Source organism: Burkholderia sp. A2 (genome assembly GCF_001729305.1).
In the GTDB taxonomy this organism is placed as follows: Bacteria; Pseudomonadota; Gammaproteobacteria; order Burkholderiales; family Burkholderiaceae; genus Burkholderia; species Burkholderia sola.
The window spans coordinates 1-24,675 of sequence record NZ_LZXX01000082.1 but is presented as its reverse complement, the minus strand read 5'-3'; the positions used below and the strand labels follow the sequence as shown (position 1 = coordinate 24,675).

19 protein-coding genes and 2 pseudogenes are annotated in these 24,675 nt (G+C 64.8%); 6 read left to right on the top strand and 15 right to left on the bottom strand.

The features are described 5' to 3' along the window. Nucleotides 1-6: 6 nt before the first annotated feature. Nucleotides 7-1,701, bottom strand: a complete 1,695-nt coding sequence (locus A9Z05_RS07310; RefSeq protein ID WP_256121909.1) for a bifunctional 3-(3-hydroxy-phenyl)propionate/3-hydroxycinnamic acid hydroxylase — start codon at nucleotides 1,699-1,701, stop codon at nucleotides 7-9. Nucleotides 1,702-1,819: 118 nt separating this feature from the next. Between A9Z05_RS07310 and A9Z05_RS07305 the strand changes: the two genes are divergently transcribed. Next, the gene (locus tag A9Z05_RS07305) at nucleotides 1,820-2,599 is read left to right on the top strand and encodes a TetR/AcrR family transcriptional regulator (RefSeq protein ID WP_069617509.1); all 780 of its coding nucleotides are present in this window, start codon (nucleotides 1,820-1,822) and stop codon (nucleotides 2,597-2,599) included. Between the two features lie 120 nt (nucleotides 2,600-2,719). On the opposite strand, the gene A9Z05_RS07300 is transcribed toward A9Z05_RS07305, so the two are convergent. Then, the gene (locus A9Z05_RS07300; protein ID WP_256121883.1) at nucleotides 2,720-3,538 is read right to left on the bottom strand and encodes a hypothetical protein; all 819 of its coding nucleotides are present in this window, start codon (nucleotides 3,536-3,538) and stop codon (nucleotides 2,720-2,722) included. Between the two features lie 544 nt (nucleotides 3,539-4,082). Here A9Z05_RS07300 and A9Z05_RS07295 point away from each other — a divergent pair. Together A9Z05_RS07295 and A9Z05_RS07290 are read left to right on the top strand one after the other, a co-directional pair. Then, nucleotides 4,083-4,469 carry an ectoine synthase gene (locus A9Z05_RS07295; RefSeq protein WP_069617508.1) on the top strand — a complete coding sequence of 129 codons (387 nt, stop codon included), beginning with the start codon at nucleotides 4,083-4,085 and terminating at the stop codon, nucleotides 4,467-4,469. Between the two features lie 107 nt (nucleotides 4,470-4,576). Further along, entirely contained in the window at nucleotides 4,577-5,743 is a 1,167-nt protein-coding gene (locus A9Z05_RS07290; RefSeq protein WP_069617601.1) for an MFS transporter, read from the top strand. Nucleotides 5,744-5,751: 8 nt separating this feature from the next. Here A9Z05_RS07290 and A9Z05_RS07285 read toward each other — a convergent pair whose 3' ends face one another. Beyond that, nucleotides 5,752-6,621: an LD-carboxypeptidase gene (locus tag A9Z05_RS07285; RefSeq protein WP_069617507.1), complete on the bottom strand. Its 870-nt coding sequence runs from the start codon at nucleotides 6,619-6,621 to the stop codon at nucleotides 5,752-5,754. Between the two features lie 422 nt (nucleotides 6,622-7,043). Here A9Z05_RS07285 and A9Z05_RS36000 point away from each other — a divergent pair. Further along, nucleotides 7,044-7,210 (top strand): annotated as a pseudogene (locus A9Z05_RS36000) (transposase); the annotation flags it as partial. Nucleotides 7,211-7,398: 188 nt separating this feature from the next. Here the strand turns inward: A9Z05_RS36000 and A9Z05_RS07280 are convergent. From A9Z05_RS07280 to A9Z05_RS07250, 7 genes are all read right to left on the bottom strand, one after another. Further along, nucleotides 7,399-8,034, bottom strand: a complete 636-nt coding sequence (locus A9Z05_RS07280) for a shikimate kinase (RefSeq protein ID WP_084044156.1) — start codon at nucleotides 8,032-8,034, stop codon at nucleotides 7,399-7,401. A 143-nt stretch (nucleotides 8,035-8,177) separates the two neighbouring features. Next, nucleotides 8,178-8,594, bottom strand: a complete 417-nt coding sequence (locus A9Z05_RS07275; protein ID WP_069617506.1) for a thioesterase family protein — start codon at nucleotides 8,592-8,594, stop codon at nucleotides 8,178-8,180. A gap of 42 nt (nucleotides 8,595-8,636) precedes the next feature. Next, a complete protein-coding gene (locus tag A9Z05_RS07270; RefSeq protein ID WP_069617505.1) occupies nucleotides 8,637-9,413 on the bottom strand; it encodes an enoyl-CoA hydratase-related protein in 777 nt (258 codons plus the stop codon). 40 nt (nucleotides 9,414-9,453) lie between these two features. After that, nucleotides 9,454-10,647, bottom strand: a complete 1,194-nt coding sequence (locus tag A9Z05_RS07265; RefSeq protein WP_069617504.1) for an acyl-CoA dehydrogenase family protein — start codon at nucleotides 10,645-10,647, stop codon at nucleotides 9,454-9,456. 88 nt (nucleotides 10,648-10,735) lie between these two features. Then, on the bottom strand, nucleotides 10,736-11,509 hold the full coding sequence (locus A9Z05_RS07260; protein WP_124504656.1) for a hypothetical protein: 774 nt from the start codon (nucleotides 11,507-11,509) through the stop codon (nucleotides 10,736-10,738). After that, nucleotides 11,506-12,744, bottom strand: a complete 1,239-nt coding sequence (locus tag A9Z05_RS07255; protein ID WP_084044155.1) for a bifunctional chorismate mutase/prephenate dehydratase — start codon at nucleotides 12,742-12,744, stop codon at nucleotides 11,506-11,508. The genes A9Z05_RS07260 and A9Z05_RS07255 overlap by 4 nt, the downstream gene beginning before the upstream one ends. Before the next feature lie 3 nt (nucleotides 12,745-12,747). After that, complete coding sequence (locus tag A9Z05_RS07250) at nucleotides 12,748-13,833, bottom strand: 3-deoxy-7-phosphoheptulonate synthase (protein ID WP_069617501.1); 1,086 nt, start codon at nucleotides 13,831-13,833, stop codon at nucleotides 12,748-12,750. Between the two features lie 619 nt (nucleotides 13,834-14,452). Between A9Z05_RS07250 and A9Z05_RS07245 the strand changes: the two genes are divergently transcribed. Further along, nucleotides 14,453-15,316 carry a LysR family transcriptional regulator gene (locus tag A9Z05_RS07245; protein WP_069617500.1) on the top strand — a complete coding sequence of 288 codons (864 nt, stop codon included), beginning with the start codon at nucleotides 14,453-14,455 and terminating at the stop codon, nucleotides 15,314-15,316. Nucleotides 15,317-15,359: 43 nt separating this feature from the next. On the opposite strand, the gene A9Z05_RS07240 is transcribed toward A9Z05_RS07245, so the two are convergent. Beyond that, entirely contained in the window at nucleotides 15,360-16,871 is a 1,512-nt protein-coding gene (locus tag A9Z05_RS07240) for an MFS transporter (protein ID WP_124504659.1), read from the bottom strand. A 14-nt stretch (nucleotides 16,872-16,885) separates the two neighbouring features. Here A9Z05_RS07240 and A9Z05_RS07235 point away from each other — a divergent pair, with 14 nt between their 5' ends. Further along, a complete protein-coding gene (locus A9Z05_RS07235) occupies nucleotides 16,886-18,394 on the top strand; it encodes a PLP-dependent aminotransferase family protein (RefSeq protein ID WP_069617498.1) in 1,509 nt (502 codons plus the stop codon). A gap of 34 nt (nucleotides 18,395-18,428) precedes the next feature. Here the strand turns inward: A9Z05_RS07235 and A9Z05_RS38305 are convergent, their stop codons facing one another. The 4 genes and pseudogenes from A9Z05_RS38305 to A9Z05_RS07215 form a co-directional block, all read right to left on the bottom strand. Further along, nucleotides 18,429-19,106 (bottom strand): TetR family transcriptional regulator, encoded by a 678-nt coding sequence (locus A9Z05_RS38305; RefSeq protein ID WP_371090710.1) that lies wholly within the window; start codon nucleotides 19,104-19,106, stop codon nucleotides 18,429-18,431. An 8-nt stretch (nucleotides 19,107-19,114) separates the two neighbouring features. After that, the gene (locus tag A9Z05_RS07225; protein ID WP_069617496.1) at nucleotides 19,115-20,653 is read right to left on the bottom strand and encodes an efflux transporter outer membrane subunit; all 1,539 of its coding nucleotides are present in this window, start codon (nucleotides 20,651-20,653) and stop codon (nucleotides 19,115-19,117) included. After that, nucleotides 20,653-23,856 (bottom strand): efflux RND transporter permease subunit, encoded by a 3,204-nt coding sequence (locus A9Z05_RS07220; RefSeq protein WP_069617495.1) that lies wholly within the window; start codon nucleotides 23,854-23,856, stop codon nucleotides 20,653-20,655. The genes A9Z05_RS07225 and A9Z05_RS07220 overlap by 1 nt, the downstream gene beginning before the upstream one ends. Before the next feature lie 21 nt (nucleotides 23,857-23,877). After that, nucleotides 23,878-24,675 (bottom strand): annotated as a pseudogene (locus A9Z05_RS07215) (efflux RND transporter periplasmic adaptor subunit); the annotation flags it as partial.

The following is a 24,675-nucleotide window of genomic DNA, read 5'->3' as shown; positions in this document are numbered from 1 at the left end:
GGGGCCTCAGGAAGTCGGCTGAACAATGTGGCCGGATAGCGACGGCAAGGAGGTACGCGCGCCAAGCAATTGCAGGGATTCGAGGACGAGGCGGGTCGACTCGGCCACCGGGCCTTCGTGCAGGACGGTTTTGTCCGGCCGAATCACGGCCGCCCAGCCAAACCGCACGACACCCGGCATGAACGTGCCGTCCAGGTCCTCCCATCCGTCGCTGTCGATGCGATGAAGGCGCTGTCCGCGGTGCACGACCTGCACCACGACACCACCCGCCGCAATCAATGCGGCTCGCGCGCCAGCGTCGAGTTCGACGCCCGGATCCCGTCCGAATCCGATCAACGCGAGACCGCTGCCGAACACGTCGTCGCTCAGGCGGATCGCCCCATCGTGCTTGCGCAGCCATCCCTGCGGAAGGACGGCTCCGCGCACGAGCCGCGTGGACGAATAGCCGGGGACGAACAGGCCTCTCCGGAACGCATTCTTCGGCTTGATCCCGAGCTCGTCGAAGTGATTCCGCAGCACTGGAACGAGCCGCGTCAATCGCATCAGACCGTGCGTAAACAACGCGACCCCGGCATTTCGCGGCATCACGAGCTTCCCCATGAATTTCGCGACGCCGATCATCGCCTTGGCGTGAGGTCGGCGTTCCTGATCGTAGGAGTCGAGAATTTGCGGGGTTGCATGGCCTTTGACGACCCACGTGAGTTTCCAGCCGAGATTCGCGGCATCACGCAGGCCGGCGACGAGCCCCTGGCCGACGAAGGGCGGAGTGATATGGGCGGCGTCACCTACAAGAAAAACGCGTCCTTTGCTGAATGTCGTGACGGTTCGGGCGTGAAAACGGTATACGGCCTTGCGTTCGATCACCATGTCCTCGATGTCGCCCCACGGCGCGAGCAGCTCGCGGATGCGTTCGTCGGATTCCATCTCCTCTCGCGTCTCGCCGGGATGGAGCATGAATTCCCAACGCTCGCGGCCACCGGGCGCGGTCATATGAGGTGTCGGCCGCCGGTGGTCACAGATGAACTCGACATGGTCGATAGGCCGGCGCACGTTTCGCGCGTCGACGATCAACCAGTCTTCCGCGAACGTCTTGCCCTTGAAATCCTGTCCGGTCAACTGGCGCACAATCGAACTGGCACCGTCGGCACCGACGACGTAGCGAGCGCGCACGACGTGCCGCGCGCCCTGGCCGCCGTCGAGCGTGGCGGCGACGTGATCGGCGTGCTCGTCGAGCGAGACGAGCGTCACACCGAGCGCCATTCGGGCGGTGCGATGCGCGGTCAGTCGGGCACGCAAGCATCGCTCCAGGTCCGGTTGATAGAACGTCACGAGCTTCGGATGGCCATCGATGCTCCCGAGCGTGTTGATGCGCCCGAACTCGCCGAACCAGGGAGAGCGCATCCGGACGTACGGGATCGCCACCGTATCGAGGTCGGCTTCGTTCACCCCGATGTACTGCAGGATGCGAAGCGCGTCGTTGTCGAGCGCGATCGCACGCGGCGCCATGAATATCTCCGCCGCCCGGTCGACGACAAGCACACGCACGCCGTCCCGGCCAAGAAGCGCGCCGATCGCCGCGCCGACGGGACCGCAACCCACAACAAGCACGTCTACATCCGATGGCAAGTCGCGGCCGCCGGAAGAGCTCGCGTCGTCGTTGCCTTCACGGACGCCAGATTCGCGCGTCAGGTTTGTCTCCACCACCGTTCTGCCTCCAATTCTTCAGACTGGCCGCTGCGGGCCGCCTTGATGACATTAAAATCATAGCTGATGATTTTGTCAATTTTGATGTTCGAACGTATACTCAAACATCCAACCCATGTGCACGCCGATGCCCAACACTTCCTCCCGCCGCACCAGAACACCGTCGCCGGCCGCCTCGAACGGGCAAGCGCCGTCGAGCCCCGAGGTTCGCGAGCCGCGAGGCGCGCGCCGAAAGCGCGAGACGCGGGCACGCTTGCTGGATGCCGCCTTTGTACTCATGGCGCAAAAGGGGATGGAAGGCGTCGCGATCAATGAAATTACGGAAGCCGCGGACGTGGGGTTCGGATCGTTCTATAACCACTTCGAATCGAAAGAAGCGATTCATGCCGCGGTTCTGGAAATCGTGTTCGAGGAGTTCGCGGATACCCTGGACCGCATCGCAGGCAACCTCACCGACCCCGCCGAGATCATTTCCGTGTCGCTGCGCCATACGTTGCTGCGAGCCAGAAGTGAGCCGGTTTGGGGGCAATTTCTCCTCCGCGAAGGGCTGTCCATGCGAGCACTCAGCCGCGGCCTGGGACCGCGGTTGTTGAGGGATATTCAGAAAGGCATCCTCGCCGGGAGATTCTCGGCAGGTGACCCGCTGATGAGCGTCATCACGGTCGGGGGCGCGGTACTGACCGCCATTGCAATCGAACTACGATTCGATGCGGACGAGAAGCCGGTTACCGACATGTTGAACATGATCGGGTACAGTCGGAGCGGCTTTGCCGAGCGTGCAGCGTCATCCCTTTTGCAGACGCTGGGTTTGCCGCGGAGTGAAGCGATAGAGATTGCGAATCGCCCGTTGCCGCCAGCCGTGACGTCAGCGCCCAACGAATCGCCGGAAGATTAGCGATCTACCGTCCGCCGGTGATCGGAAGCCTCTTTCATCATTCAACGCTCATCGGCCCGTTGCGGGCTCTCGGAGAAGATGTCCTTGCCCGCCTGGACGGATCAGGGAAAACACCCGGAATCAGCCGATCTGCCGGACCGCTACCCCCCGCGCCCGCCGTCTTTTGACGCCCACGAACGCCAGGCCGGCCAGCGCGATGGATCCACCATAGAACAGCAGCGCCGTCACATCCGTTCCCAGCCGGGAGAACACGGACCCGACCGCCAGCATGCCCAATCCAAGGCCAGCGCGCTCCGCGACGTACGAGATACCGATCACGCGATCGCGTGAAGCGGCCGGTGTCGATTGCAGGAGCGAATAGTAGATTGTCTCCGTGGCGGCGTCGAAAACGCCTGCCAGCAAGACGAAGCCCAACATGCCCGGCATGCCGCGCACCTCGAACACGCCGAGGAAGCACGCGAAGGTCAGGATCAGCAACACGATGAAATACGGCTCGAGCGGCCGGTGACGCGATTCGAGACGCTCCAGCAAGCGCGGCGTCACAGCCGCGGAAGCGAGCCGTCCGACGCCCCACACCGCCATCAGCCAGCCGTACAGAAACGCGGGCTGATTCGCGTCGAACAGCTGCGACTTGATCGGGAAGCCGACATTGTGCGTACCGGAGCCGAACGCCTCGACGAAGCGCGCGCCGATCACCAGCATCACGATGGCCGACAGATAAGGCGCCGCGCCTGGCAGTGCGCCGGCCTCGGCGGCAACGTGTGCCGCCTCGGCCGGTCGATGTCGGCGCGGCATGCTGCCCACCAGCATCAGGAATGCAATGGCGGAAACCGCAAACGTGATCGAATCGATCAGGAATACGCGCTTGTAGGCCAGGTACCGGAACGCGAGTTCGTCCGGGTTGGCTTGCTGAACGGCATTGGCACTGTGGTACAGCATGGCGTCGCTTACGACCACGGTAGCGAGGGAATCCGTCGGCGGCCATGTAAACAGCGGAACGATGCCCTCACGTTTTTTACAATTACCAATCAGCGTCAATTCGATGATTAAAGATCACAAACCTGGCAGAAGTGGCAGGTTTAATACATCCATCGAAGATAGAACACCCAACCCTTCCCAAATTATTAAAACGCTCCTCGCCAAGATGGCTTTAGATTAACCTCAATATCGAATACGTCAGGGCATCATCCTTTACAACTTGATAGCAAAATCGTGCGCGCAGCCAGGCAATCCACAAAAATATGTAGATAAACTACATTGCGTCTATCCAGCTCGCCTTCAATACCTACCGGGCAGAATTACATAGTCACCCGAAATTCTCCCGTATCTCGCCCCTTGACCAGCCACGCCATCAACGGTTAATGTTGAAAAACTACATGATTTAGCCGGCCATTCTGTGACGGGCACCGGCTTGTTTTTTCGTGGCTTCGCTTCCGCCGAGAGCAGGACAATAATTTCTTACAAAAAATAAAGGAGTGCGAATATGTTCGTCAGGAACCTGAGAAATGTCGAAAAAGATGGACTGCTTGTCGAATGGGGCTCCGGCACCAGCCATCGCTTGTTGACGGAAAAGGACGGCATGGGCTACGGCGTGTGCCATACGGTGGTGCGCGCGGGTACGGAATCGCTCCTGCAATACCGCAACCATCTCGAAGCCTGTTATTGCATTGCAGGCGAAGGCGAGGTCGAGGACATGAACGGTAACGTCTTTCCGATCCGCCCGGGCACCATCTACGTGCTCGATCGACACGACCAGCATTACCTGCGCGGCGGCAAAGACGGGGATCTGGTGCTTGTCAGCGTCTTCAATCCTCCGCTCAAGGGACACGAACGGCATAACCTCGAGTCTGCGGAAGCGTCCGCTTACTGAGGCTCGATACGCTCATTCAGGGAGGCCCCGCGGTACCAGCCCTCCCGGCAACGTCGGCCGGAGCGCGCATGCATCGCGTGCTCCGCGCAAAAGAAAGGCGACTGTTCGTGCGTGCCCAGCATCAAGCCTTTTTTCATTCGCTTTTCCTCGCTCGCCTCGCCGACCAGATTCTGTTGTTCCTCGTGCCGCTGGTCATTTTTCAGATGACAGGGCGCGTGTCCTGGTCGGGCATCGCGTTTTCGCTCGAAACACTGCCGAGATACCTGAGCTTCCCGTTTCTCGGCGCGCTTTGCGACCGGTATTCGCCCACGAAACTGATGCGCGTCAGTCAGGTTCTCCGCGCGGCAGTATGCGTCGCGGGCGTCGTCGCCTACGACCTCGTCGGCGGCATCGGATGGCTGATCGCGCTGTCCGCGTTGTGCGGCATGCTGACGAGTCAGGGCATCGTTGCGCGCGAGGTGATGCTGCCGCAGATATTCAGCAGCCATCGCTTCGAAAAAGTGCTGTCGTATTCGCAATTGGCCGACCAGCTTGGCCTGGTGCTCGGCCCCATGCTCGCGGCGATCCTGCTGTCCTGGTGGCGCTGGGAATTCGTCGTGGCGGCCGCGGCCGTGCTATTCGTCACGGCCGACGTCGCGCTCGCCTATTGGCAAAAGGCCAGCGCGTTCGAATTCACGATGCCGGAAGGTACGCACGGCACCTGGTTCACGCCGATCAAGACGGCCTTGTCTCACGTCGTCCATCTCCCGGGTCTCAAGTCCGTCATCATGCTGGCTGCCGCCGAGAACCTCGTGATCGGCGTCACGCTCGCGACATCCGCCGCGATGGTCACCGGCTTTCATCACGAAAGCGGACGCTATTACGCAGGATTGCAAACGGCAGGCGCGTGCGTGACGATCGCGATTCTGCTGATGACGGCGAGGTTGCATGTCCCGCGGCGCATCCTCGGCCTCGTCGGCTTCGGTTCGATCTGCGTCGGCGGCGTTATCGCGGCAGCCAGCCCAGGAATTGCGGGGTACGTGTTCGGCTTCCTGCTGATCGTCGGGTTCGACAAGATGTTCAACGTATACATCCGGAGCACGCGGCAGAAGATCATCCCCGCGCGCGACTACGGCAAGACGACGGGCGTCGTCATCCTCCTCAACAACATGACACAGCCGCTCGCGGGCATCGCGGTAGGCGTGTTCTCGACGCGTTTCGGACCCGACACGGTGATCATGGTGCTGTCCGTGTGCATGGGTTGCCTCGGGTTGCTGGCGTTCCTGTCCTTCTAGATTCGACGCTACGCGACGAACCGGATCGCGCTGTTCTCGATGGCAGCCTGGTGGCCGTATTGCCAAGTGATGTTGCGGTGTTCATGTCCGATCGGCAGACCCGAGTAGATCGGCAGGCCGGAGCCGCCCAGCACGTCGACAAGCATCTGCTCGAGCGTGAAATCCGCGCCGTCCGGGATCGGGCAGCGCGTGAATTGCCCGAGCACGAACGCGCGGGCCCCGTCGAACGCGCCGCTCAGACGCAGTTGCGTCAGGCTGCGGTCGAGCCGGTAGCCGAATTCCGTCACGTCCTCCAGCAGTACGATCGCGTCGCGTGAGCGAAGCGACCAGCGTGTACCCGCGACGCTCGCGAGCACCGTCACGTTGCCGCCGCACAGACGTCCCCGCACCGCACCAGCGGCGCCGGACAAATGCCGCAGGCTCAGCGGGGCGCGTTTGCCGCCGGTCAGCACGGCGCGTATGTCGGCACGCGTCGCGTCGTCGACCTTGGTCGCCAGGCTGTGGAATGTCGGACCGTGCAACAAACGCACGCCGGGCCGGTCTGCAAGCGCGCAGAATAGCGACGTCGCGTCGGAAAAACCGACGATCGTCTTCGGCGTCGCGATCTCGTCGGGCAGGTGCTCGAGCAGATGCGCGCAACCGAATCCCCCTCGCGCGAGCCAGACAATATCGATTGACGGATCCATCAACGCGCACCGCAGATCGTCCGCGCGCTCCTCGGCGATACCGGCGAAATAGCGGTACCGGCTGCCGAGATGTGCGCTCGTCGTGACCTTGAAGCCCCAGCTTTCGACGAGCGCGATGCCGCGCTCGATTCCTTGCGGATCGGGCACACCTGCGGGCGCGACAACGCGCACTGTCTTGCGTCGTGATTCCATTGAACGGATACCGTGAGCCTGTTAGGGGCTGATTTTGGTTGTCAATAGCGACGTCGCGCAGCACGGCGAACAGGACGTCGCAGCGTCGACGTGCCAGTGTGATGACGGCTTGGTTATGACGCTTCATTGTAAAGAAAGCCGTGCTACTCGCGACATCATGGGCTCGAATATAGGCAAACGGAAATTCACCCGAAACCCGTGCCATGCACGATCTACCGTGGCTAGATCGTAACTCGCAGGCGTTTGGCCCGCTCCTTGAAAGCTCGCTCTCTACCTTCCAAGATGTCGCAGACATACTTCCGGATCCGCGGATTCTCCAACTGTGAGCCAGTTGTATCCGATGACATAGCCGGATAACGGTACTTGGAAAATTTCTTGAATTCTTCCGAGTCGGCCGTGATGATGTCCGCCGCTGGTCCAAAGGCAATCGCCTGTACAACAAGTCGCTACCCAACGACGAGGTCAAGCTGCGAGCCCTCATCTCCGAGCTCAAGACTCACGGTCGACTGCTGTTCGTCGTCGATCAACGTCCACCATCGGTGCGCTTCCTGTAGCCGTCGCCCGCGCTGAAGGTGTACTCGTCGTCTACCAGAGGTTAACAGCTCGCCGTGAAAGTTAGCTACCCAAAACAGTCTTTTTGAAACCCGTTTCTTAGTAGCGCTTTCGTCTCCCGTCCTGTCTCGCTGCGCAAAAGACAGGCAATACCAATTGTTGGCGTTCTCACATAACTGGGTAACAATCCAGCACCTACCGATAGAACGTCAACTGGACGGTGCTTCAGCGCGAAGGGTTCGAAAGCGCGCGACGTACGTCGACCGGCATCAGCACGCGGGCCAGATGCGTCACAATTGCTGCGACGGAGCGGTGGGTCGTGTCGACCGTGAGATCAGCACAGGCTTCGTAGAGCGGATGCCGCTGCTGTATCAAACTTTGAAGCGTAGCAACCGGATCGTCGGTCTGCAGCAGCGGGCGGGATTGGTCGTGCCGCGTTCTGGCGTGGATTTCGTCGACGGTGGCGGTCAGATGCACGACCGTGAAGCGGCGCTTCAGCGTCGAGCGGGTGCGTGCGCAGAGCACGGCGCCGCCGCCGGTCGAAAGCACGACATCGGGCCTGCCGGCGATTTCCTCGATCACCTCCGACTCCCGGGCGCGGAAGACCTGTTCACCGTCGCGCGCGAAGCATTCCCGGATCGGGTAGCCCAGCCGCGCTTCGAGCAGGGCGTCGGCGTCGACGAAGTCGATCGACAGGCGCTCTGCCAAATGCCGTCCCACCGTCGTCTTGCCGGTGCCCATCAGGCCGACGAGACAGAACCGGCGGCCGCTTTCGCGGTCCGTCCCGGGCACACCAGGGTGATTCGGCGCCACCGCGTTCGCGGCGGCTAGGCCGTCGTGCGGCCGGGAAGCGTGAGCCATGTTCAGGCCTTGTCGGTAAGGCGGCCCGATTCCGAAACGCTGCGTCAGCGATCGGGATCGAGCCGGCGTGGCACGGCGGCCGACCGTCTGGCGGACGCACACCGGCGTACCGCCAGTCAGGTCGGCCGAATCGACGGCTGCGATTACAGGCTGCCCTGATAGGCGAGCACGCCCGCCTTCAGGTCGCCCGGCAGCGGAATCGATACGTTGTTTGCGTAATCGAACGTGACGTGGGTCGACAGGCCGCGTGCGACCACATGCTCGTCGTTGTCCCGGCGCGCCAGCAGATACTCGATGTCGAAACTCCGCGTGCCGAACCGGACGACGCTTGCGCGCAGATTCAGCACCTCGCCGAGCCGCACCTGATCGACGTACTCGCATACCGTCTTCACGGTGATTTGCGAGATGCGTTCGCTGAACGGTGCGTCGAGCAACCCGTACATGAACTTCACGTACGCGTCCTGCAGGTACTGGTAATAGACTGCGTTGCTGACGTGCCCCATGTAATCGATGTCCGAATAGCGGACGACGATCTGCTGAGTGAAATAGCGTTTCGTCATGATGCTCGACCTGCTCCTCGTGAAAATGAAATGGCGTGTGCGTCACGCATGCCGGAACACGGGCGCTCGCTTCGCGAGAAACGCGGCCATGCCTTCTCGCCTGTCCTCGAACGCGAAGGTCGAGTAGAACAGGCGTTTTTCGAAATCGAGGCCGGCCGACAAGGGCATCTCGGCCGTGCGGTTGATCGCTTCCTTCAGCAGGATCAGTGCCGGAAGCGAATGGGCCGCCACCTCCTGGGCGTACGCGATCGCGTGCGGGACGACGTTCTCGTCCGCGACCACCTGCGTGACGAGGCCGGCGTCGTGCGCTTCCCGTGCCGTGACGATGCGGGCGCGCAGGCACCAATCCAGCGCGCGCATTCTGCCGATCCAGCGCGGCAGGCGTTGCGTGCCGCCGAGCCCGGGAATTGTGCCGAGAGCCAGTTCCGGCTGTCCGAAGCGAGCCGACTCGCCCGCGATGATGGCGTCGCAGGCCTGGACGAGTTCGCACCCGCCTCCGGTCGCATAGCCCGTCACCGCGGCGACGACCGGTTTGCGTACGCGCCCGACGCATTCCCACGCGCCGGTGAGAAAGCGTTCGCGCACCACGTCCGCGGCGTCGAGCTCGACCATCGCGGCAACATCCGCGCCGGCGGCGAAGAACTTCGGATGCCCCGAGATGACGATCACGCTGACTTCATCATCGCCATCGAGGTGCGTCAGGTGAGCAGACAGGGCCGCCATCAATTCCGTGTTGAGTACGTTCGCCTTCGTCGGCCGGTTGAGTTGCAGATGGGCAACCCGACCGATCCGTTCGGCGACGACGAGCAGCGCTTGCATGGGGTGCATGTTGATCTCCAGTCGGGATGGATCGAGACGCTCAGTTCGCGAATGCGCTCAGGCCGGTGATCGCCTTGCCCAGCACGAGCGCGTGGATGTCATGCGTGCCCTCGTACGTATTCACGACTTCGAGATTGAGCAAGTGACGGATCACGCAGTACTCGTCGGATATGCCGTTGCCGCCGAGCATGTCGCGCGCGACGCGGGCGATGTCCAGCGCCTTGCCGCACGAGTTGCGCTTCAGGATCGACGTCAGTTCGACGCTCGCGATGCCGTCGTCGGTCATTCGGCCGAAACGAAGGCAGCCGAGCATCCCGAGCGAGATTTCGGTCAACATGTCGGCGAACTTCTTCTGGATCAGTTGGTTGGCGGCGAGCGGCCTGCCGAACTGGCTGCGGGCGAGCGTGTAATCGCGCGCGGTCTCGTAGCAGGCAGCTGCGGCGCCAAGTGCGCCCCAGGAGATCCCATAGCGTGCGGAATTCAAGCAGCTGAAGAGATCGGACAAGCGCTTCACTCCGGGCAGCACCTGTGCATCGGGGATCATAACGTCGTCCAGCACGATCTTGCCTGTCGTCGACGCGCGCAGTGCCATCTTGCCTTCGATGACGGGCGTCGACAGCCCAACGGCATTTCGTTCGACGATAAATCCGAGCACGCTGCCGTCCTCCGCCTTCGCCCAGACGATCAGCACATCCGCGATCGGTGCGTTTGTAATCCAGTTCTTCTCGCCGCTCAGGCGATAGCCACCCGGCACCTTGACCGCGCGCGTCTGCATCGCACCGGGATCGGAACCGAGGTTCGCCTCGGTCATCCCGAAGCAGCCGACCCATTCGCCGGATACGAGTTTCGGCAGATACCGCTCCCGCTGGGCGTCGGAACCGAAATGCAGAATCGGGAAGATGACGAGCGATGCCTGGATCGTCAGCAGCGACCGGTAGCCCGAATCCACGCGTTCGATTTCGTGCGAGGCAATGCCGTAGCAGACGGCATTGCGCGCTTCGCCGCCGTACTGCTCGGGCACCATGCAGCCAAACAGGCCGTGCGCGCCCATTTCGCGGAAGATCGCGCGGTCCTCATGCTCATGCCGGAACGCGTTGCGCACGCGCGGCATCAGTACGTCGGTCGCGAACGCACGCACCCGCGTGCGATACGTGTTTTCGTCGTCCGACAGTTCGCGGGCAAGCAGCAGCGGATCGAGCGAATCGAATTTCACCCTTGCCTTGGTCGTCGTCATGTTGTCGAATCCTTGATAGAGACGTGAATCGAGAGGTGAAAGGGAGCGGCAGCGGGATCATCTGTGTCCGCCTGTCCGCCTCCGGGGACTACAAGCGCCGCCATAGCGATCGGCCTGCGCGTGTGTAGGTCGCGATGCGGCAGTGCGTAACGACGTTCGCCAGTTCGTCGAGCAGCGCCTTCGTAGTATCGAGATGGATGCACGCGTCGCGCGATGAGGGCGGGGCCGGCATGCGCAGGTCGACCAATTCGCGCAGATCGAGCACCGCGCCGCCCAGCAGGTCGCGATGCGAGCCGATCGTTTCGGCCGCCAGCCGGGTATGCCGGAGCATGCCGACGCCGCTCGCACCGTGTGCGCGCAGGTCGACCAGCACGCGCCGGCCGCCGGCCGGCAGCGCGCCGTCGTCGAGCGCGGCCAGGCGTTCCGTCAGGCAATCGCCTTCGGCGAGCGGCAGTGCCCAGCCGAGTTCCGGCAGGGGAGCAGGCGGACACAGCGTCGCGACGAGCGGCGCATCGGACGGGATTCGCAGCGGCGCGCGGCCGTCCCACAGCCACCACGCGGTCGGCAAGCCGGACCCGCTCATGGCGTCGTGCTCGACGGCCAGCGAGAAGCCGGTGCGGCGCACCCGGCGGCCGAGCGTTCGTTCGACGGCCTCCGGCAACGTGCGCCGGCAACTCGCCGCGAGAAACGGTACGATTTCCAGGTCGTCCTCGTAAGCGGTGCGCAGCGTGTGCAGGCACTTCACCGTGTCGCGACGCGCGAGCACGTGTGGCGTGCAGCGAAGCAGCACGATCAGGCGGTCGTCCAGCGATGCAAAGATCCGCTTGATGCGATGCATTGCATGGTCAGCGGGCCAGTTCATTGCGCGCGCTCCCTGGCAGGGTCGGTGGGGAGCGGTGCGGCGGGTGCCGCGCACGCGGTCGAGCGCCCATACGAGCCGAGCACCGCAACCGCCGACGCCTGTCGCGTCATCTCCGCCAGCGCTGCCGCGACCGGCGCCTCGTGTGGAAAGCCCGCAAGCTCGAGATAGAAGCAATACGTCCATGCATCGTTGCCGAGCGGGCGCGTTTCAAGGAAATCGATCGAGACGCCGTGGGCTTGCAGCGGGGCGAGCAAGCGGGCGAGGCTGCCGGCGTGATGCTCGATCTCGGCCCGTATCAGCGTTTTGCCGTTGCTCGCCTCGACGCGCGGCGCGTCGCCGATGATCAGGAACCGTGTGCGATTCGACGGCTGGTCCTGAACGGCGCGCTGCAGCACCGCAACGCCGTATAGCTGCCCGGCGCGCTCGCCGGCGAGTGCTGCGTACGTGGCGTTTTCGCTGGCCGCCTTCGCCGCCGCGGCGTTGCTCGAGACAGCGCGTCGCTCGACGCCGGGCAAGTGGCGATCGAGCCAGTTCCTGCATTGCGCGAGCGCCTGCGCATGCCCGAGCACGCAGTCCACCGCGCTCAGATCCCGCGCATGCGACAGAAGACAGTGCACGATCGGCAGGACAACTTCCCCGCTGGCGGGCACGCCGGTGCGGGCGAGCAGGTCGAGCGTGTCCGCGATGCAGCCGTGTGCGGAATTCTCGAACGGCACGACTGCGCTGGGTGCCGCACCCGACGCAACCGCGTCGAATGCGTCACCGAGCGTCGCGCAGCCGATGCGCAAGGCCGTGTCGCCGAAAAACCGGATCACCGCGTCTTCGCTATACGTCCCGCTGGGCCCGAGGAAGGCAATCGGTGCGGCCTGCTGCAGGCTCCTCGATGCGGAGAATATCTCTCCCCAGATCCGTTCGACCTGCGCAGGCCGCAGCGGCCCCGGGTTGAGCTGCTTGAGTTCGTCGAGAATCCGTTGCTCTCGCAACGGCTGCAGAATCGCGAGCCCCGCGCACCGCTTCGACAAGCCGATCTGTTGCGCATGCTCGCTGCGGCGATTGAGCAACCGGAGCAATTCCTGGTCGATCGCGTTGATCGACCGGCGATGCCGGTCGACCTCGCGTTCATGGGGTGCGTGCGTGAGGTTGTCCATGGAGCGAAAAGAGAGTGTGTCGGGTTGTGCCGCACCGCGGGCGCGTATCCGGCCCGGCGGCCGAGCGACGCGACGGACGGTGACCATCGATCATGCGGTCGAAGAGAGGGGCGCCAGATCGGCGCACTCGCCGTCGGACGGACGCCGGCGAGCGCGGGTCGCGGCAGCGAGCCGCTCGAGCGTCGTGACCGTGTCGTCCCAGCCGATGCAGGCATCGGTCACACTCTGGCCGTAGACGAGCCCGGCGCTGTCGCCGAGCGACTGGCTGCCGGCGACGAGGTTCGACTCGATCATCACGCCAGCGACACCGGTGTCGCCGGCCGCGACGCGCGCGGCAATCGATGCGCACACGGGCAACTGGTTCTCGTGCTGCTTGCCGCTGTTGCCGTGGCTCGCGTCTATGACGACGCGGGGCGCGAGCCCGTGCGCCACCAGCAACTCGCAGGCAGCAGCCACGCTCTGCGCGTCGTAGTTGGGGACCTTGCCGCCGCGCAGGACCAGATGGCCGTGGCTATTTCCGTCCGTCGACTGCCTGACGAAGCGGCCATCGCCATCGACGCCGAGAAAACGATGGCGGCTGCGTGCCGAACGGATCGCGTCGATCGCAACCTTCAGGCCGCCGTCGGTGCCGTTCTTGAATCCGATCGGGCAGGCCAGCCCGGACGCCATTTCACGGTGGATCTGCGATTCGGTCGTGCGGGCGCCGATCGCGCCCCACGATACGAGGTCCGCAAGATAGTGCTGGCTCAGGACGTCGAGGAACTCGGTGGCAACCGGCAAACGCAGCGACGTGACGTCCAGCATCAGCTGGCGCGCGATCCGCAGCCCTGCATCAATGTCGTGCGATTCGTCCAGATGCGGATCGTTGATCAGGCCTTTCCAGCCGAGACAGGTTCTCGGCTTCTCGAAATAGACGCGCATCACGATTTCCAGGTCGCGATGCAGCGTGCGCCGAACCTCGGACAGGCGCGCCGCATAGTCCAGCGCAGCGGTGCGCTCGTGCACCGAGCAGGGGCCAACGATCACGAGAAGCCGGTCGTCGTCTCCATCCAGAATGCGGCGGATCGCATCCCGCGATTCGGCGACGAAGCACATCTCGTCGCGATCGGCCGGCAGTTCACACCGCAGGCGTGCCGGATGGGAGACGAACACGGTGGGATCGTATTGCTCGTTCATGGCTTCCTCGCTAATCATTGGTATTGCAAATTGATCAATAGGCTATCGAACCGAAGTAGTCGGATCGCGTTACGTCGCATTCTCAAAAATCCGGCAATACATTCCGGCTGGCTTATTGATCGATTAAATCCATCCGATGCGTAATTTGGCGAAATTCTGGCCACACCAATCCACCCCCATGAATATTCGATGGAGTGGCAAGTGCAATTCGAAAGCTTTTTGAATGCAATTCGTCAAAAACGAATGTAATCAAAAAGCGCGCCCCGCCGTCCTGGCAAAGTGCCGGAACAGTGTGAATCACGCGATCTCGATTGCTGGATCCCGGAAGGAAGATCGGTCTGCGCCCTGTCGCCGGACCAGCTTCGCTATGGCTGCCGGCGTGCGCATGGCATGCCCGGCGCAAACCCGCGCCGGCGGCTTACCCGGTGCGAAAGAGGCCCGGTTGCGATAAAACCGGTCGGATGCCGGCGCAGATGGAGTTATTCATGTGGCCCTCTCAATAATATCCGTTCTGAATCGCTATTCACGTGTGGCGAGTTGACAGAATTATGGAGTTCCCCGAGTATGTGTTGAATATCGAAATGATTATTTCAATCACAACAATTCTGGATGATTGACCATGGCTACACTCGACGTCGATGCTGTTCGTGCATTTCTGCTGGTTGCCGAATTGGAAAGCTTTACAAAGGCGGCAGATTTTCTCGATACGACACAGGGCGTGGTCAGCGTGAAATTGAAACGCCTCGAGGAACGCCTGGGATACCGGTTGCTCGATCGCACACCGCGCAGCGTGAGACTGTCGCGGGAAGGGAATGCATTCGTCGAATCCGCGCGCGAATTCGTCGCCGCGCATGACCGCGCGCTGCGTGGGCTGGCGCTGCCGCCCGCGCGTCTGATGCTCGGCGTGAGCCACAATCTCGTGGGCACGGAATTGACGGCATTGCTGTCGATGCTTCATGTGTTCGATCCCGGACTCACGATCGAAGTGCGCGTCGACAATTCCCGCCGGCTGCTCGCCGAGCTCGATGGCCGCAATCTCGACGCCGCGATCGTCCGGCGCGTCGAGGGACGCGACGACGGCTGCGTGATCGCCAACGAACAGATCGGCTGGTACGCCGCGCCGAGCTTGCATTACGAGCCGGGAACGCCGCTGCGTGTTGCGTCGTTGCCCGCCACGTGCAGGGTGCGTGCGATGGCGTCGCGGGCGCTCGACGACGCGGACATTCCCTGGCTGGAGGTCTTCGTGGGTGGGGGCGTGAATACGGTCGCGGCCGCCGTGTCCGCGGGCCTGGCCGTCGCAGCGCTGGCCCGGCCCGCGGCGCCGGCCGGATCCGTCGAGGTCGGCGCCCGGTTCGGATTGCCGCCGCTGCCGAGTTCCGACGTCATGTTGCACAGCGGCTCGCTGGACGAGCGCGCGAAACAGGCGCTGCGCGTCATCGCCGCTTCGTATGGCAGCAAGGATCGCGTCGCGGACACGATGTGAGCGCCCCGTGCCGCACGCGGGCAAATGCGCCCCGCGCCCCGGATCAAATGCCGCGCACGGCGCTCGTCGTCCGATCGCGACGCTGCACCATCCAGACGCTGACCAGGAACCCCGCGACGAGCGGCACGAGCATCCATTCGAGGCCGATGCGCATCGCGTGCGCATGCGCTGCCGCGCCGCTACCCTCGCCGAGCGCGCCGAAGAACGCACCGCCGATGCAGGCGGCCGCGAAAGCGGCGCCGATATAGAGCATCGCGACGATCGCGCCGGCGGTCATGCCGGCATGGCGCGCATCTACGTCCGCCAGCACGATCCGCTGCAGCGACGGCAGCGCCAGCCCTTGTCCAGTCCCGGCAATCAGGATACCGATATAAAACGGCAGTTCCGGCGCGCCGTGGCCCAGTTGCAGTGCGCAGAGCCCGAAGCCGCCGGCGAGGCAACCGAACCCGAGCGGCATCAGGCCCTCGCCGATGCGGCGGGCGAGCCATGGCGTCGCGAGCGGCCCGAGCAGATAGCCGGCACCGTAGGGAGCGAGGCCGAGGCCCGATTGCAGCGGGGTCCAGCCGAGCCCCTCCTGCAGGTAGATGCCATAGGTGAGAAAGAACGCCGCGATGCTGTAGAAGAGGAACGCGAGCAGCAAGCCGATTGCCACGACCGGCTGGCTCAACACTGCCACATCGACGAGCGGATCGCGCGCCTGCCGCGCAACCCGACGCTCGATCCCGATGAACGCAACGAACGCCGGTATGCACAGGCCGAGACTCCAGAACGTCCATGCGGGCCAGTGCAGTTCGCGGCCGACGGTCAGCGGATAGATCAGCAGCATCAGCGCAACGGTCAGCGCGACCATGCCCGGGACGTCGATGCGCGCGCCGCGCTCCGCGCGGCTCTCGGGCAGATATCGCCAGGTTCCCGCCAGCGCGAGCATGCCGATCGGCACGTTCACGAGAAATACCACGCGCCAGTCGAGTCCCCAGGGATGCAGATCGATCAGCGCGCCGCCGCCGACCTGCCCTGCCACCGACGCGAGCCCGAACACGAACCCGTAGAGGCCCATCAGGCGCGGCTGCATCTGCACCGGAAAGACGGTGCGGATCGACGCGAGGACCTGCGGCGTGATCAGCGCCGCGCTGATGCCCTGCACGACGCGGCTCGCGACCAGCACCTCGCCGCTCGTCGCCATGCCGCACAGCGCCGATGCCACGACGAAGGCTGCCATGCCGATCATGAAGATTCGCCGGCGTCCGTACAGATCGCCGAGGCGCCCGCCGGTGATCAGGACGACGGCATAGGCGAGCGCGTAGGCGGAGACCGTGAGCTGGATCTGCGCGTCGCTGGCTTTCAGGCCGACGTGAATCGCAGGCAGCGCCAGATTGACGATGAAGTAATCCAGCGGCGGCAGGAATACGCCTGTATAGAGCGACGCGAGCGCAAGGCCGCGGCGCAGGGAAGACGCTTCGAGAGTCATGCGCGTAATCGGTAAAGGAATGACATGGTTTGCACGATAGCAACAGGTGGCACTATTATCTAAGCCCACTTTCGGAAACCGGATCACTCCACTTTCAGGCCATGAGCAAACGCGCCACCCCACCCGTCTGGGGCGCTTTCGCTGTCGATCCCGCCGCGGCGCTGCCGTTTCAGGAGCAGATCGCCCGGCACCTGCGCGAGGCGGTGCTGCGCGGTCACCTGCGTCCGGGCGCGCGCCTGCCGTCGACGCGATCGTTCGCGGCCGAACTGGGCGTGTCGAGGCAGACCGTCGTGCTGGCGTACGACAGGCTCATCGCGGAGGGCTATGCGCGCGGGCAGCGCGGCTCCGGCATCTACGTGCCGGACGTGTTGCCGGAAGATCTGGCGCCGCCCGCCGCCACGGCGCCGCTGTCCGTGACCTCCGCGGGCGGCGATGCGTACCCGGTGCTGTCCGAGCGAGGCCGCCGCCTGGCCGGGCTGCCGGTCACGCCGGTGCCGCGCGGGCCGGGCCTGCTCGCGCCGGGCACCCCCGCGTTCGATGCGTTCCCGTACGACACGTGGACTCGCCTGTCCGCCCGTTTCTGGCGCAGCCGGCCGACCGCCGACCAGCTCGGCTACGCCGATCCGGCCGGATACCGCCCGCTGCGCGAGGCGATCGCCGAACATCTGGGCGTGACGCGCGGCCTGCCGTGCGATGCCGACGACGTGGTGATCACGTCCGGCTCGCAGCACGCGATCGCGCTGGCCGCGCGCCTGCTGATCGACGCGGGCGACACGGTGTGGATCGAGAACCCGGGATTCGTCGCGGGACACAGTGCGGTCGAAAGCGCGGGCGCACGTGCGGTGCCGGTGCCGGTCGACGCGGAGGGCCTCGACGTCGAGGCCGGTGCACGGCTGGCCGCGGACGCGCGCCTCGCGGTAGTGACGCCGTCGCATCAGTACCCGCTCGGCGTGACGATGAGCCTGCGGCGCCGGCTCGCGCTGCTGGACTGGGCCGAGCGTACGGACGCCTGGATCGTCGAGGACGATTGCGACGGCGACTACCGCTACGCCGGGCGGCCGCTGCACCCCCTGCGCGCGCTCGGCCGACAATCGGCCGCGAATCGCGTGATCTACGTCGGCACGTTCGCGAAGGTCCTGGCGCCCGGCTTGAGGATCGGCTTCCTGATCGCCCCGCCGGGGCTCGCCGGGGCTTTTGCGCACGCCCGCGCACTGGTTGACCGGCAATCGCCGACGCCGTTGCAGGTCACGCTCGCGGAATTCATCGGCGAAGGGCATTTCGCGACGCACCTGCGCCGCATGCGGATGCTTTATGCGGAGCGTCGGGACGCGCTGCTGGCCGCGCTCGAATGCCATTGCGCGGACGTGCTCGATTGGGGAGACGCGCCCGATGCCGGCCTGCATCTCGTCGCGAAGCTGCGTGGCGCGGCCGCACCGGACGCGGATCTCGCGGTATGGAAAGCTGCGGCGGCGCTCGGACTGCAGACGCCGCCGCTGTCTGCGCACTACCGCGGCGGCGGCGAGGCCGGGCTCGTGATCGGTTTTGGCGCGACGCTGCCGGGCAACATGCAGGATGCCGTGCTGCGGCTGCGGCGCGCCATCGTCGCCTGACCTGCGTGTCGGCGGCCCGGCGCGCCGCCCGCGGTCAGGCTATCGGCATCGCGCCGCCCCGATTCGCGGCGCGAGCGCGCGTGCAGACCGCTTCGATGCCGCGCCCGACGATCTGCGCGGTGGCGTCGCCCATCTTGCGCGGCGCCGCATGAAATGCGCACAGACGCGCGTGCCCCACCAGCAATGCCTGGAGAAAATAGGCGTCGGTTTCGGTTTCGCCCACCGATACTGTCGCGCCGTTTTCGTCGGCGTCGCCGGGTTTGTTCAGGATCGCGACGAGCGTCTCATGCATCTCCTGAAACAGCTCGATCGCGAGATGCGCCGTCAACGGCTCGGCAAGGAAAATCTCGTCGTGCGGGAGCAGCTTGCCGCCGGGTCGGCGGATCGCCTTCGCTTCGGCGCAGCGCGCGCCGCCCGACAACAACAGGCGGCAGAACGCCTGGATGCTCCCGCGCCGGCTGCCGCGCCGCGCAAGTGCCGCCAACTGGTCGCGAAACGACTCCCGCACCCGGACAAAGAGCGCCAGCAGCAAATCGCTCTTGTCCCTGAAGTGCCAATACACCGCGCCGCGCGTGACTCCGGCCGCCTCGGCAATGTCCTCGAGCGACACGGCGCCATAGCCGCATGCATCGAAAAGGCGCTCGCTCGCGTCGAGAATGGCTTCCCGGGTCAAGCGCGCCGCTTCCTTGGTCTTGCGAACCATTTTCGTCATGCTCGCGGTCAGTTAGCGCGCGCCGCCGTGGCCGATGCGAACGGTACGGCCGCCTTGCCGTCGTCGACCGGCTGGTCGGCCGGGCGCGGCGCTTCGCCGGCGCGCTGGATCCAGCCGCCGCCGAGCGCGCGGTACAGATCGACCAGGTTCGTCCAGCGCGCCAGACGTGCGCTGATCAGCGACGTCTGCGCCGTGTACAGGTCCGTCTGCGCGGTCAGCACCGTCAGGTAGCTGTCCACGCCGTTCCTGTAGCGCAGGTCGGACAGATCGAAGCGACGCTGCTGCGCGTGCTCGTCGCGCTCGAGCGCCGCGATCTGCTGGTCGTACGTGCCGCGTGCGGCGAGCCCGTCCGACACCTCGCGAAACGCCGACTGGATGGCCTTCTCGTAGTTCGCGATCTCGATGCGCTTCTGCACGTGCGCAAGATCGAGATTCGCAAGGTTCGCGCCACCCTCGAAGATCGGCAGCGCGATGTTCGGCGCGAACGACCACGCCGCCGTGCCGGCCTTGAACAGGCCGCCCAGCGTCGGGCTCGCGGTGCCGAACGCGGCCGTCAGCGAGATGCGCGGGAAGAACGCCGCGCGCGCCGCGCCGATGTTCGCGTTGGCCGCGCGCAGGTTCTGCTCCGCTTCCATGATGTCCGGACGGCGCGTCAGCAGGTCCGACGGCAACCCGGCCGGGATGTCGGTCAGGAAGTCTTGCGCATCGAGCGGCATGCCGGCCGGCAGATCGCCCGGCAGCGGCTCGCCGATCAGCAGCACCAGCGCGTTCACCGCCTGCGCGCGGGCGCGCGCCTGCGCCTGCCGGTTCGCAAGCGCCGTCTCGACGATCGTCTGCGCCTGGCGCAGGTCGAGCTCGGAGCCCGTGCCGTTGTCGAACTTCAGCTTCGTCAGGTCGTACGACGCCTGTGCGGTCCTCAGCGTATCGTCCGTCACCTTCAGCAGGTCGTCGGTCGACAGCACCGTCAGGTACTGCTCCGCCACCTGCGACACCAGCGCGATCTCCGATGCCTTGCGGGCCTGCGCGGTCGCGAGGTATTGCGCGAGCGCCTGCTCCTTCAGGCTCTGGATCCGGCCGAACAGGTCGAGCTCCCATGACGCCCGCGGCCCGACGTTGTAGGTCGTCATGATGTTGCGTCCCGGGACAGCCGTCAGCGCGTTCGGCAGCCGCTGGCGATTGCCGGTGCCCACCGCGTCGAGCGTCGGAAACAAGTCCGCGCGCGTGATCTGGTACTGCGCGCGCGCCGCCTCGATGTTCAGCACCGATACGCGCAGGTCGCGATTGTTTTTCAGCGCGATCTCGATCAGCCGCTGCAGGCGCGGATCGACGAAGAACTCGCGCCAGCCGACGGCAGTCGCCGCCTGGCCATTCGCGCTGCGCGCGCCGGCCTTCGCGGTCGGCTGCGTCGCGTACGCGCCGCCGGACGGAAACGCCTGTGCAACAGGCGCAGCCGGCCGCTGGTAATGCGGCGCCATCGTGCAGCCCGTGGCGAAGAGCGCGGTGGCAAATGCGATCGCACTTGCACTCAAAGTGTGTTTTTGCATCATCACTGTCCGTTGTTGCCGGCGTCTTCGTCGTCGTGCGGTCGCTCTTCGTGACGCGAATGCGCCTGTGCGAGCCGCAGGGCGAGATCGGCATCTTCCTGCTCACCGCTGAAGATCTGGCGTACCTTCACGAAGAACATCGGGATCATGAAAATCGCGAGGAACGTCGCGGTGATCATCCCGCCGATCACACCCGTGCCGATCGCGTGCTGGCTGGCCGAACCCGCGCCGTTGCTGATCGCGAGCGGCAGCACGCCGAGAATGAACGCGAGCGACGTCATCATGATCGGACGCAGCCGCAGGCGCGCCGCTTCCAGCGCGGCCTCGATCGGCCCCATCTTCTCCGCGACCTGTAGCTCGCGCGCGAACTCGACGATCAGGATCGCGTTCTTCGCGGACAAGCCCACGGTGGTCAGCAGGCCAACCTGGAAGAACACGTCGTTCTCGAGGCCGCGCAGCGTCGTCGCGAGCAACGCGCCGACCACGCCGAGCGGCACGACCATGATCACCGAGAACGGAATCGACCAGCTTTCATACAGCGCCGCGAGACACAGGAACACGACGAGGATCGAGATCGCGTACAGGATCGGCGCCTGCGAGCCCGACTGGATTTCCTGGAACGACAGACCCGTCCACGCATAGCCGACGCCTTCCGGCAGCTTCTTCGCGAGCGTTTCCATCGCGGCCATCGCCTGGCCGGTCGACTTGCCTTCCGCGGCCTGCCCCTGGATCTCGAACGACGAGACGCCGTTGTAGCGCTCCAGCTTCGGCGAACCGTAGGTCCAGCGGCCGGTCGCGAACGCACTGAACGGCACCATCCCGCCCGACCCGTTGCGCACGTACCAGACGTTCAGGTCGTCCGGCGTCATCCGGAACGGCGCGTCGGCCTGCACGTACACCTTCTTGATCCGGCTGTCGGTGTCGAGGAAGTTGTTCACGTACTTCGACGCCCACGCGATCGAGAACGTCTGGTCGATTGCATCCGGCGTCACGCCGAGCGCATCCGCCTTCTCGCGGTCGATGTCCACCTTGTACTGTGGCGTGTCGTTCAGGCCATTCGGGCGCACCAGCGCGAGCAGGGGGTCCCTCGACGCCATCCCGAGCAGCTGGTTGCGTGCCGCCATCAGCGCGTCGTGGCCAAGACCGGCGTTGTCCGTCAGCTCGAAGTCGAAGCCGGACGCGTTGCCGAGTTCCCGAATCGACGGCGGGTTGAACGGAATCACCATCGCATCCTTGTACTTCGCATAATGCGCGGCGGTCCTTCGCAGCAGCGCCTGCACCTTCTGGTCCGAACGCCGGCGCGCCGAGAAGTCCTTCAGCTTCACGAACACGAGACCCGAGTTCTGGCCGCGACCCGCGAAGCTGAAGCCGTTGATCGTGAACACCGAGTCGACCACGTCCTTCTCCGCGGTGGTCAGGTACGCGTTGATGTTGTCGAGCGTCTTGCCGGTCGTTTCCTGCGTCGAGCCGGACGGCGTCTGCACGATCACGAACATGTAGCCCTGGTCTTCGTCCGGCAGGAACGACTTCGGCAGACGCACGAACAGCAGGCCGACCGCGACGAGCACGGCGAGATAGATCATGAGCCAGCGGCCCGAGCGCTTGATCACGTGTTGCACGCCGACGTGGTACCGATCGCGGCTCTTGTCGAAGGTCCGGTTGAACCAGCCGAAGAAGCCCTTCTTCTCTTCGTGGTGGCCCTTCGGGATCGGCTTCAGGATCGTCGCGCACAGTGCCGGCGTCAGGATCAGCGCGGCCAGCACCGACAGCACCATCGCCGACACGACCGTCAGCGAGAACTGACGATAGATCGCGCCGACCGAGCCGCCGGAGAACGCCACCGGCACGAACACCGCCGACAGCACGAGCGCCACGCCGACGAGTGCGCCGGTGATCTGGCCCATCGCCTTCCTGGTCGCCTCCTTCGGCGACAGGCCTTCCTCGACCATCACGCGCTCGACGTTCTCCACCACCACGATCGCGTCGTCGACCAGCAGGCCGATCGCGAGCACGAGGCCGAACATCGACAGCGTGTTGATCGAGAAGCCGACGGCTGCCATGATCGCGAACGTGCCGAGCAGCACGACCGGCACCGCGATCGTCGGGATGATCGTCGCCCGCAGGTTCTGCAGGAACAGATACATCACGAGGAACACCAGCACGATGCCTTCGAGCAGCGTCTTGACCACTTCCTCGATCGACAGGCGCACGAACGGCGTCGTATCAAACGGATAGTGGACGACCAGCCCGCGCGGGAAGTATCGCGACAGCTCGGCCACCTTCGCCTGGATCGCACTCACGGTCGCCAGCGCGTTGGCGCCGGTCGCGAGCTGGATGCCGAGCCCGGCCGTGGGTTGCCCCATGTACTTCGTGTCGAAGTTATAGTTTTCCGTCCCCAGGGATACCCTGGCGACATCCTTGACGCGCACTTGCGAACCGTCCTGGTTGACCTTCAGCAGGATGTTGCCGAACTGCTCGGGGGTGCGCAGCAGCGTCGCCTCGGTGATGGTCGCCTGCAGCACGGTGCCCGGTTTCGCCGGCGTGCCGCCGATCTGGCCGCCCGCGACCTGCACGTTCTGCGCGCTGATCGCGGCCGTCACGTCGGACGGCGTGAGGCCGTAGTTCGTCAGCTTCGTCGCATCGAGCCACACGCGCATCGCATATTGCGAACCGAGCAGCAGTGTCTGGCCGACGCCGTTGATGCGGCTGATCGAATCGAGGACGTGCGACGCGACGTAGTTCGTCAGGTCGTCCTTCGACATGCTGCCGTCTTCGGAGTTGAACGCAATCCACAGCAGGAAGCTGCTGCTCGACTTCGTCACCGACATGCCGAGCTGCTGCACGACCTGCGGCAGAACCGGCGTCGCGAGCGACAGCTTGTTCTGCACCTGGACCTGCGCGATGTCGGCGTTGGTGCCCGGCGCGAAGGTCAGCGTGATCGTTGCGTTGCCCGAATCGTCACTCGTCGACGACATGTACAGGAAGTTGTCGAGACCGCTCATCTGCTGCTCGATCACCTGCGTCACCGTGTCTTCCACCGTCTTCGCGGAAGCGCCCGGATAGTTCGCGGTGATCTGCACGGCCGGCGGCGCGATCGTCGGATACTGCGCGATCGGCAGCGTGAAGATCGACGCGACGCCGGCCAGCATCAGCACGATCGCGATCACCCACGCGAAGATCGGGCGATCGATAAAAAACTTTGCCATGAAGCAGGCCCCCTGTTAACGAGCACTCGATGCGACGGCGCCGTGCGCCTGCGCAAGCTGGGCCGCAACGGTCTTCACGGTCGCGCCCGGGCGCACCTTGTCGACGCCTTGCACGATCACGTGATCGCCCGCCTGCAGACCGCCTTCGACGATCCAGTTCTGGCCTTGCATGCCGGTGGTCTTCAGCGGACGCGGCTCGACCTTGTTGCTGGCGTTCACCACCATCGCGATCGCCTGCCCCTTCTGGTCGTGCGTGACGCCGATCTGCGGCACCAGGAACGCGTTCTCGTTCACGCCTTCCTCGATCCGCGCACGCACGAACATCCCCGGCAGCAGCACCTTGCCCGGGTTCGGGAACACCGCGCGGATCGTCACCGAGCCGGTGGTCTGGTCGACCGTCACGTCCGAGAACTGCAGCTTGCCGGCTTCCGAATAGGTCTTGCCGTCTTCCAGGATCAGCGACACCTTCGCCGCGCCCGGACCGCTCGTCTTCAGACGGCCGCTCTGCACGTCCTGACGCAGCTTCAGCCCTTCGAGGCTCGACTGCGTGAGGTCGACGTACACCGGATCGAGCTGCTGCACCGTCGACATCAGCGTCGCCTGGCTCGCCTGCACGTATGCGCCCGGCGTCACTTGCGAGATGCCGACGCGGCCGCTGATCGGCGACACGACGTCCGTATAGCCGAGGTTGATCTGCGCGGTGTCGACCGCCGCCTTGCCGGCCGCGACGTCCGCCGCGGCCTGGCCCTGCGTGGCGACCGCGTTGTCGTAGTCCTGCTTGCTGACCGCGTTCGCGGCGACCAGCACCTTGTAGCGCGC

Bases quoted from the DNA above. Each gene is read 5' to 3' on its own strand.
- A9Z05_RS07280 (WP_084044156.1), bottom strand. From the start codon at position 8,034: ATGGCTCACGCTTCCCGGCCGCACGACGGCCTAGCCGCCGCGAACGCG.
- A9Z05_RS07255 (WP_084044155.1), bottom strand. From the start codon at position 12,744: ATGGTCACCGTCCGTCGCGTCGCTCGGCCGCCGGGCCGGATACGCGCC.
- A9Z05_RS07285 (WP_069617507.1), bottom strand. From the start codon at position 6,621: ATGGAATCACGACGCAAGACAGTGCGCGTTGTCGCGCCCGCAGGTGTG.
- A9Z05_RS07305 (WP_069617509.1), top strand. From the start codon at position 1,820: ATGTGCACGCCGATGCCCAACACTTCCTCCCGCCGCACCAGAACACCG.
- A9Z05_RS07295 (WP_069617508.1), top strand. From the start codon at position 4,083: ATGTTCGTCAGGAACCTGAGAAATGTCGAAAAAGATGGACTGCTTGTC.
- A9Z05_RS07250 (WP_069617501.1), bottom strand. From the start codon at position 13,833: ATGAACGAGCAATACGATCCCACCGTGTTCGTCTCCCATCCGGCACGC.
- A9Z05_RS07260 (WP_124504656.1), bottom strand. From the start codon at position 11,509: ATGAACTGGCCCGCTGACCATGCAATGCATCGCATCAAGCGGATCTTT.
- A9Z05_RS07265 (WP_069617504.1), bottom strand. From the start codon at position 10,647: ATGACGACGACCAAGGCAAGGGTGAAATTCGATTCGCTCGATCCGCTG.
- A9Z05_RS07270 (WP_069617505.1), bottom strand. From the start codon at position 9,413: ATGCAAGCGCTGCTCGTCGTCGCCGAACGGATCGGTCGGGTTGCCCAT.
- A9Z05_RS07245 (WP_069617500.1), top strand. From the start codon at position 14,453: ATGGCTACACTCGACGTCGATGCTGTTCGTGCATTTCTGCTGGTTGCC.
- A9Z05_RS38305 (WP_371090710.1), bottom strand. From the start codon at position 19,106: ATGACGAAAATGGTTCGCAAGACCAAGGAAGCGGCGCGCTTGACCCGG.
- A9Z05_RS07220 (WP_069617495.1), bottom strand. From the start codon at position 23,856: ATGGCAAAGTTTTTTATCGATCGCCCGATCTTCGCGTGGGTGATCGCG.
- A9Z05_RS07225 (WP_069617496.1), bottom strand. From the start codon at position 20,653: ATGATGCAAAAACACACTTTGAGTGCAAGTGCGATCGCATTTGCCACC.
- A9Z05_RS07235 (WP_069617498.1), top strand. From the start codon at position 16,886: ATGAGCAAACGCGCCACCCCACCCGTCTGGGGCGCTTTCGCTGTCGAT.
- A9Z05_RS07300 (WP_256121883.1), bottom strand. From the start codon at position 3,538: ATGCTGTACCACAGTGCCAATGCCGTTCAGCAAGCCAACCCGGACGAA.
- A9Z05_RS07275 (WP_069617506.1), bottom strand. From the start codon at position 8,594: ATGACGAAACGCTATTTCACTCAGCAGATCGTCGTCCGCTATTCGGAC.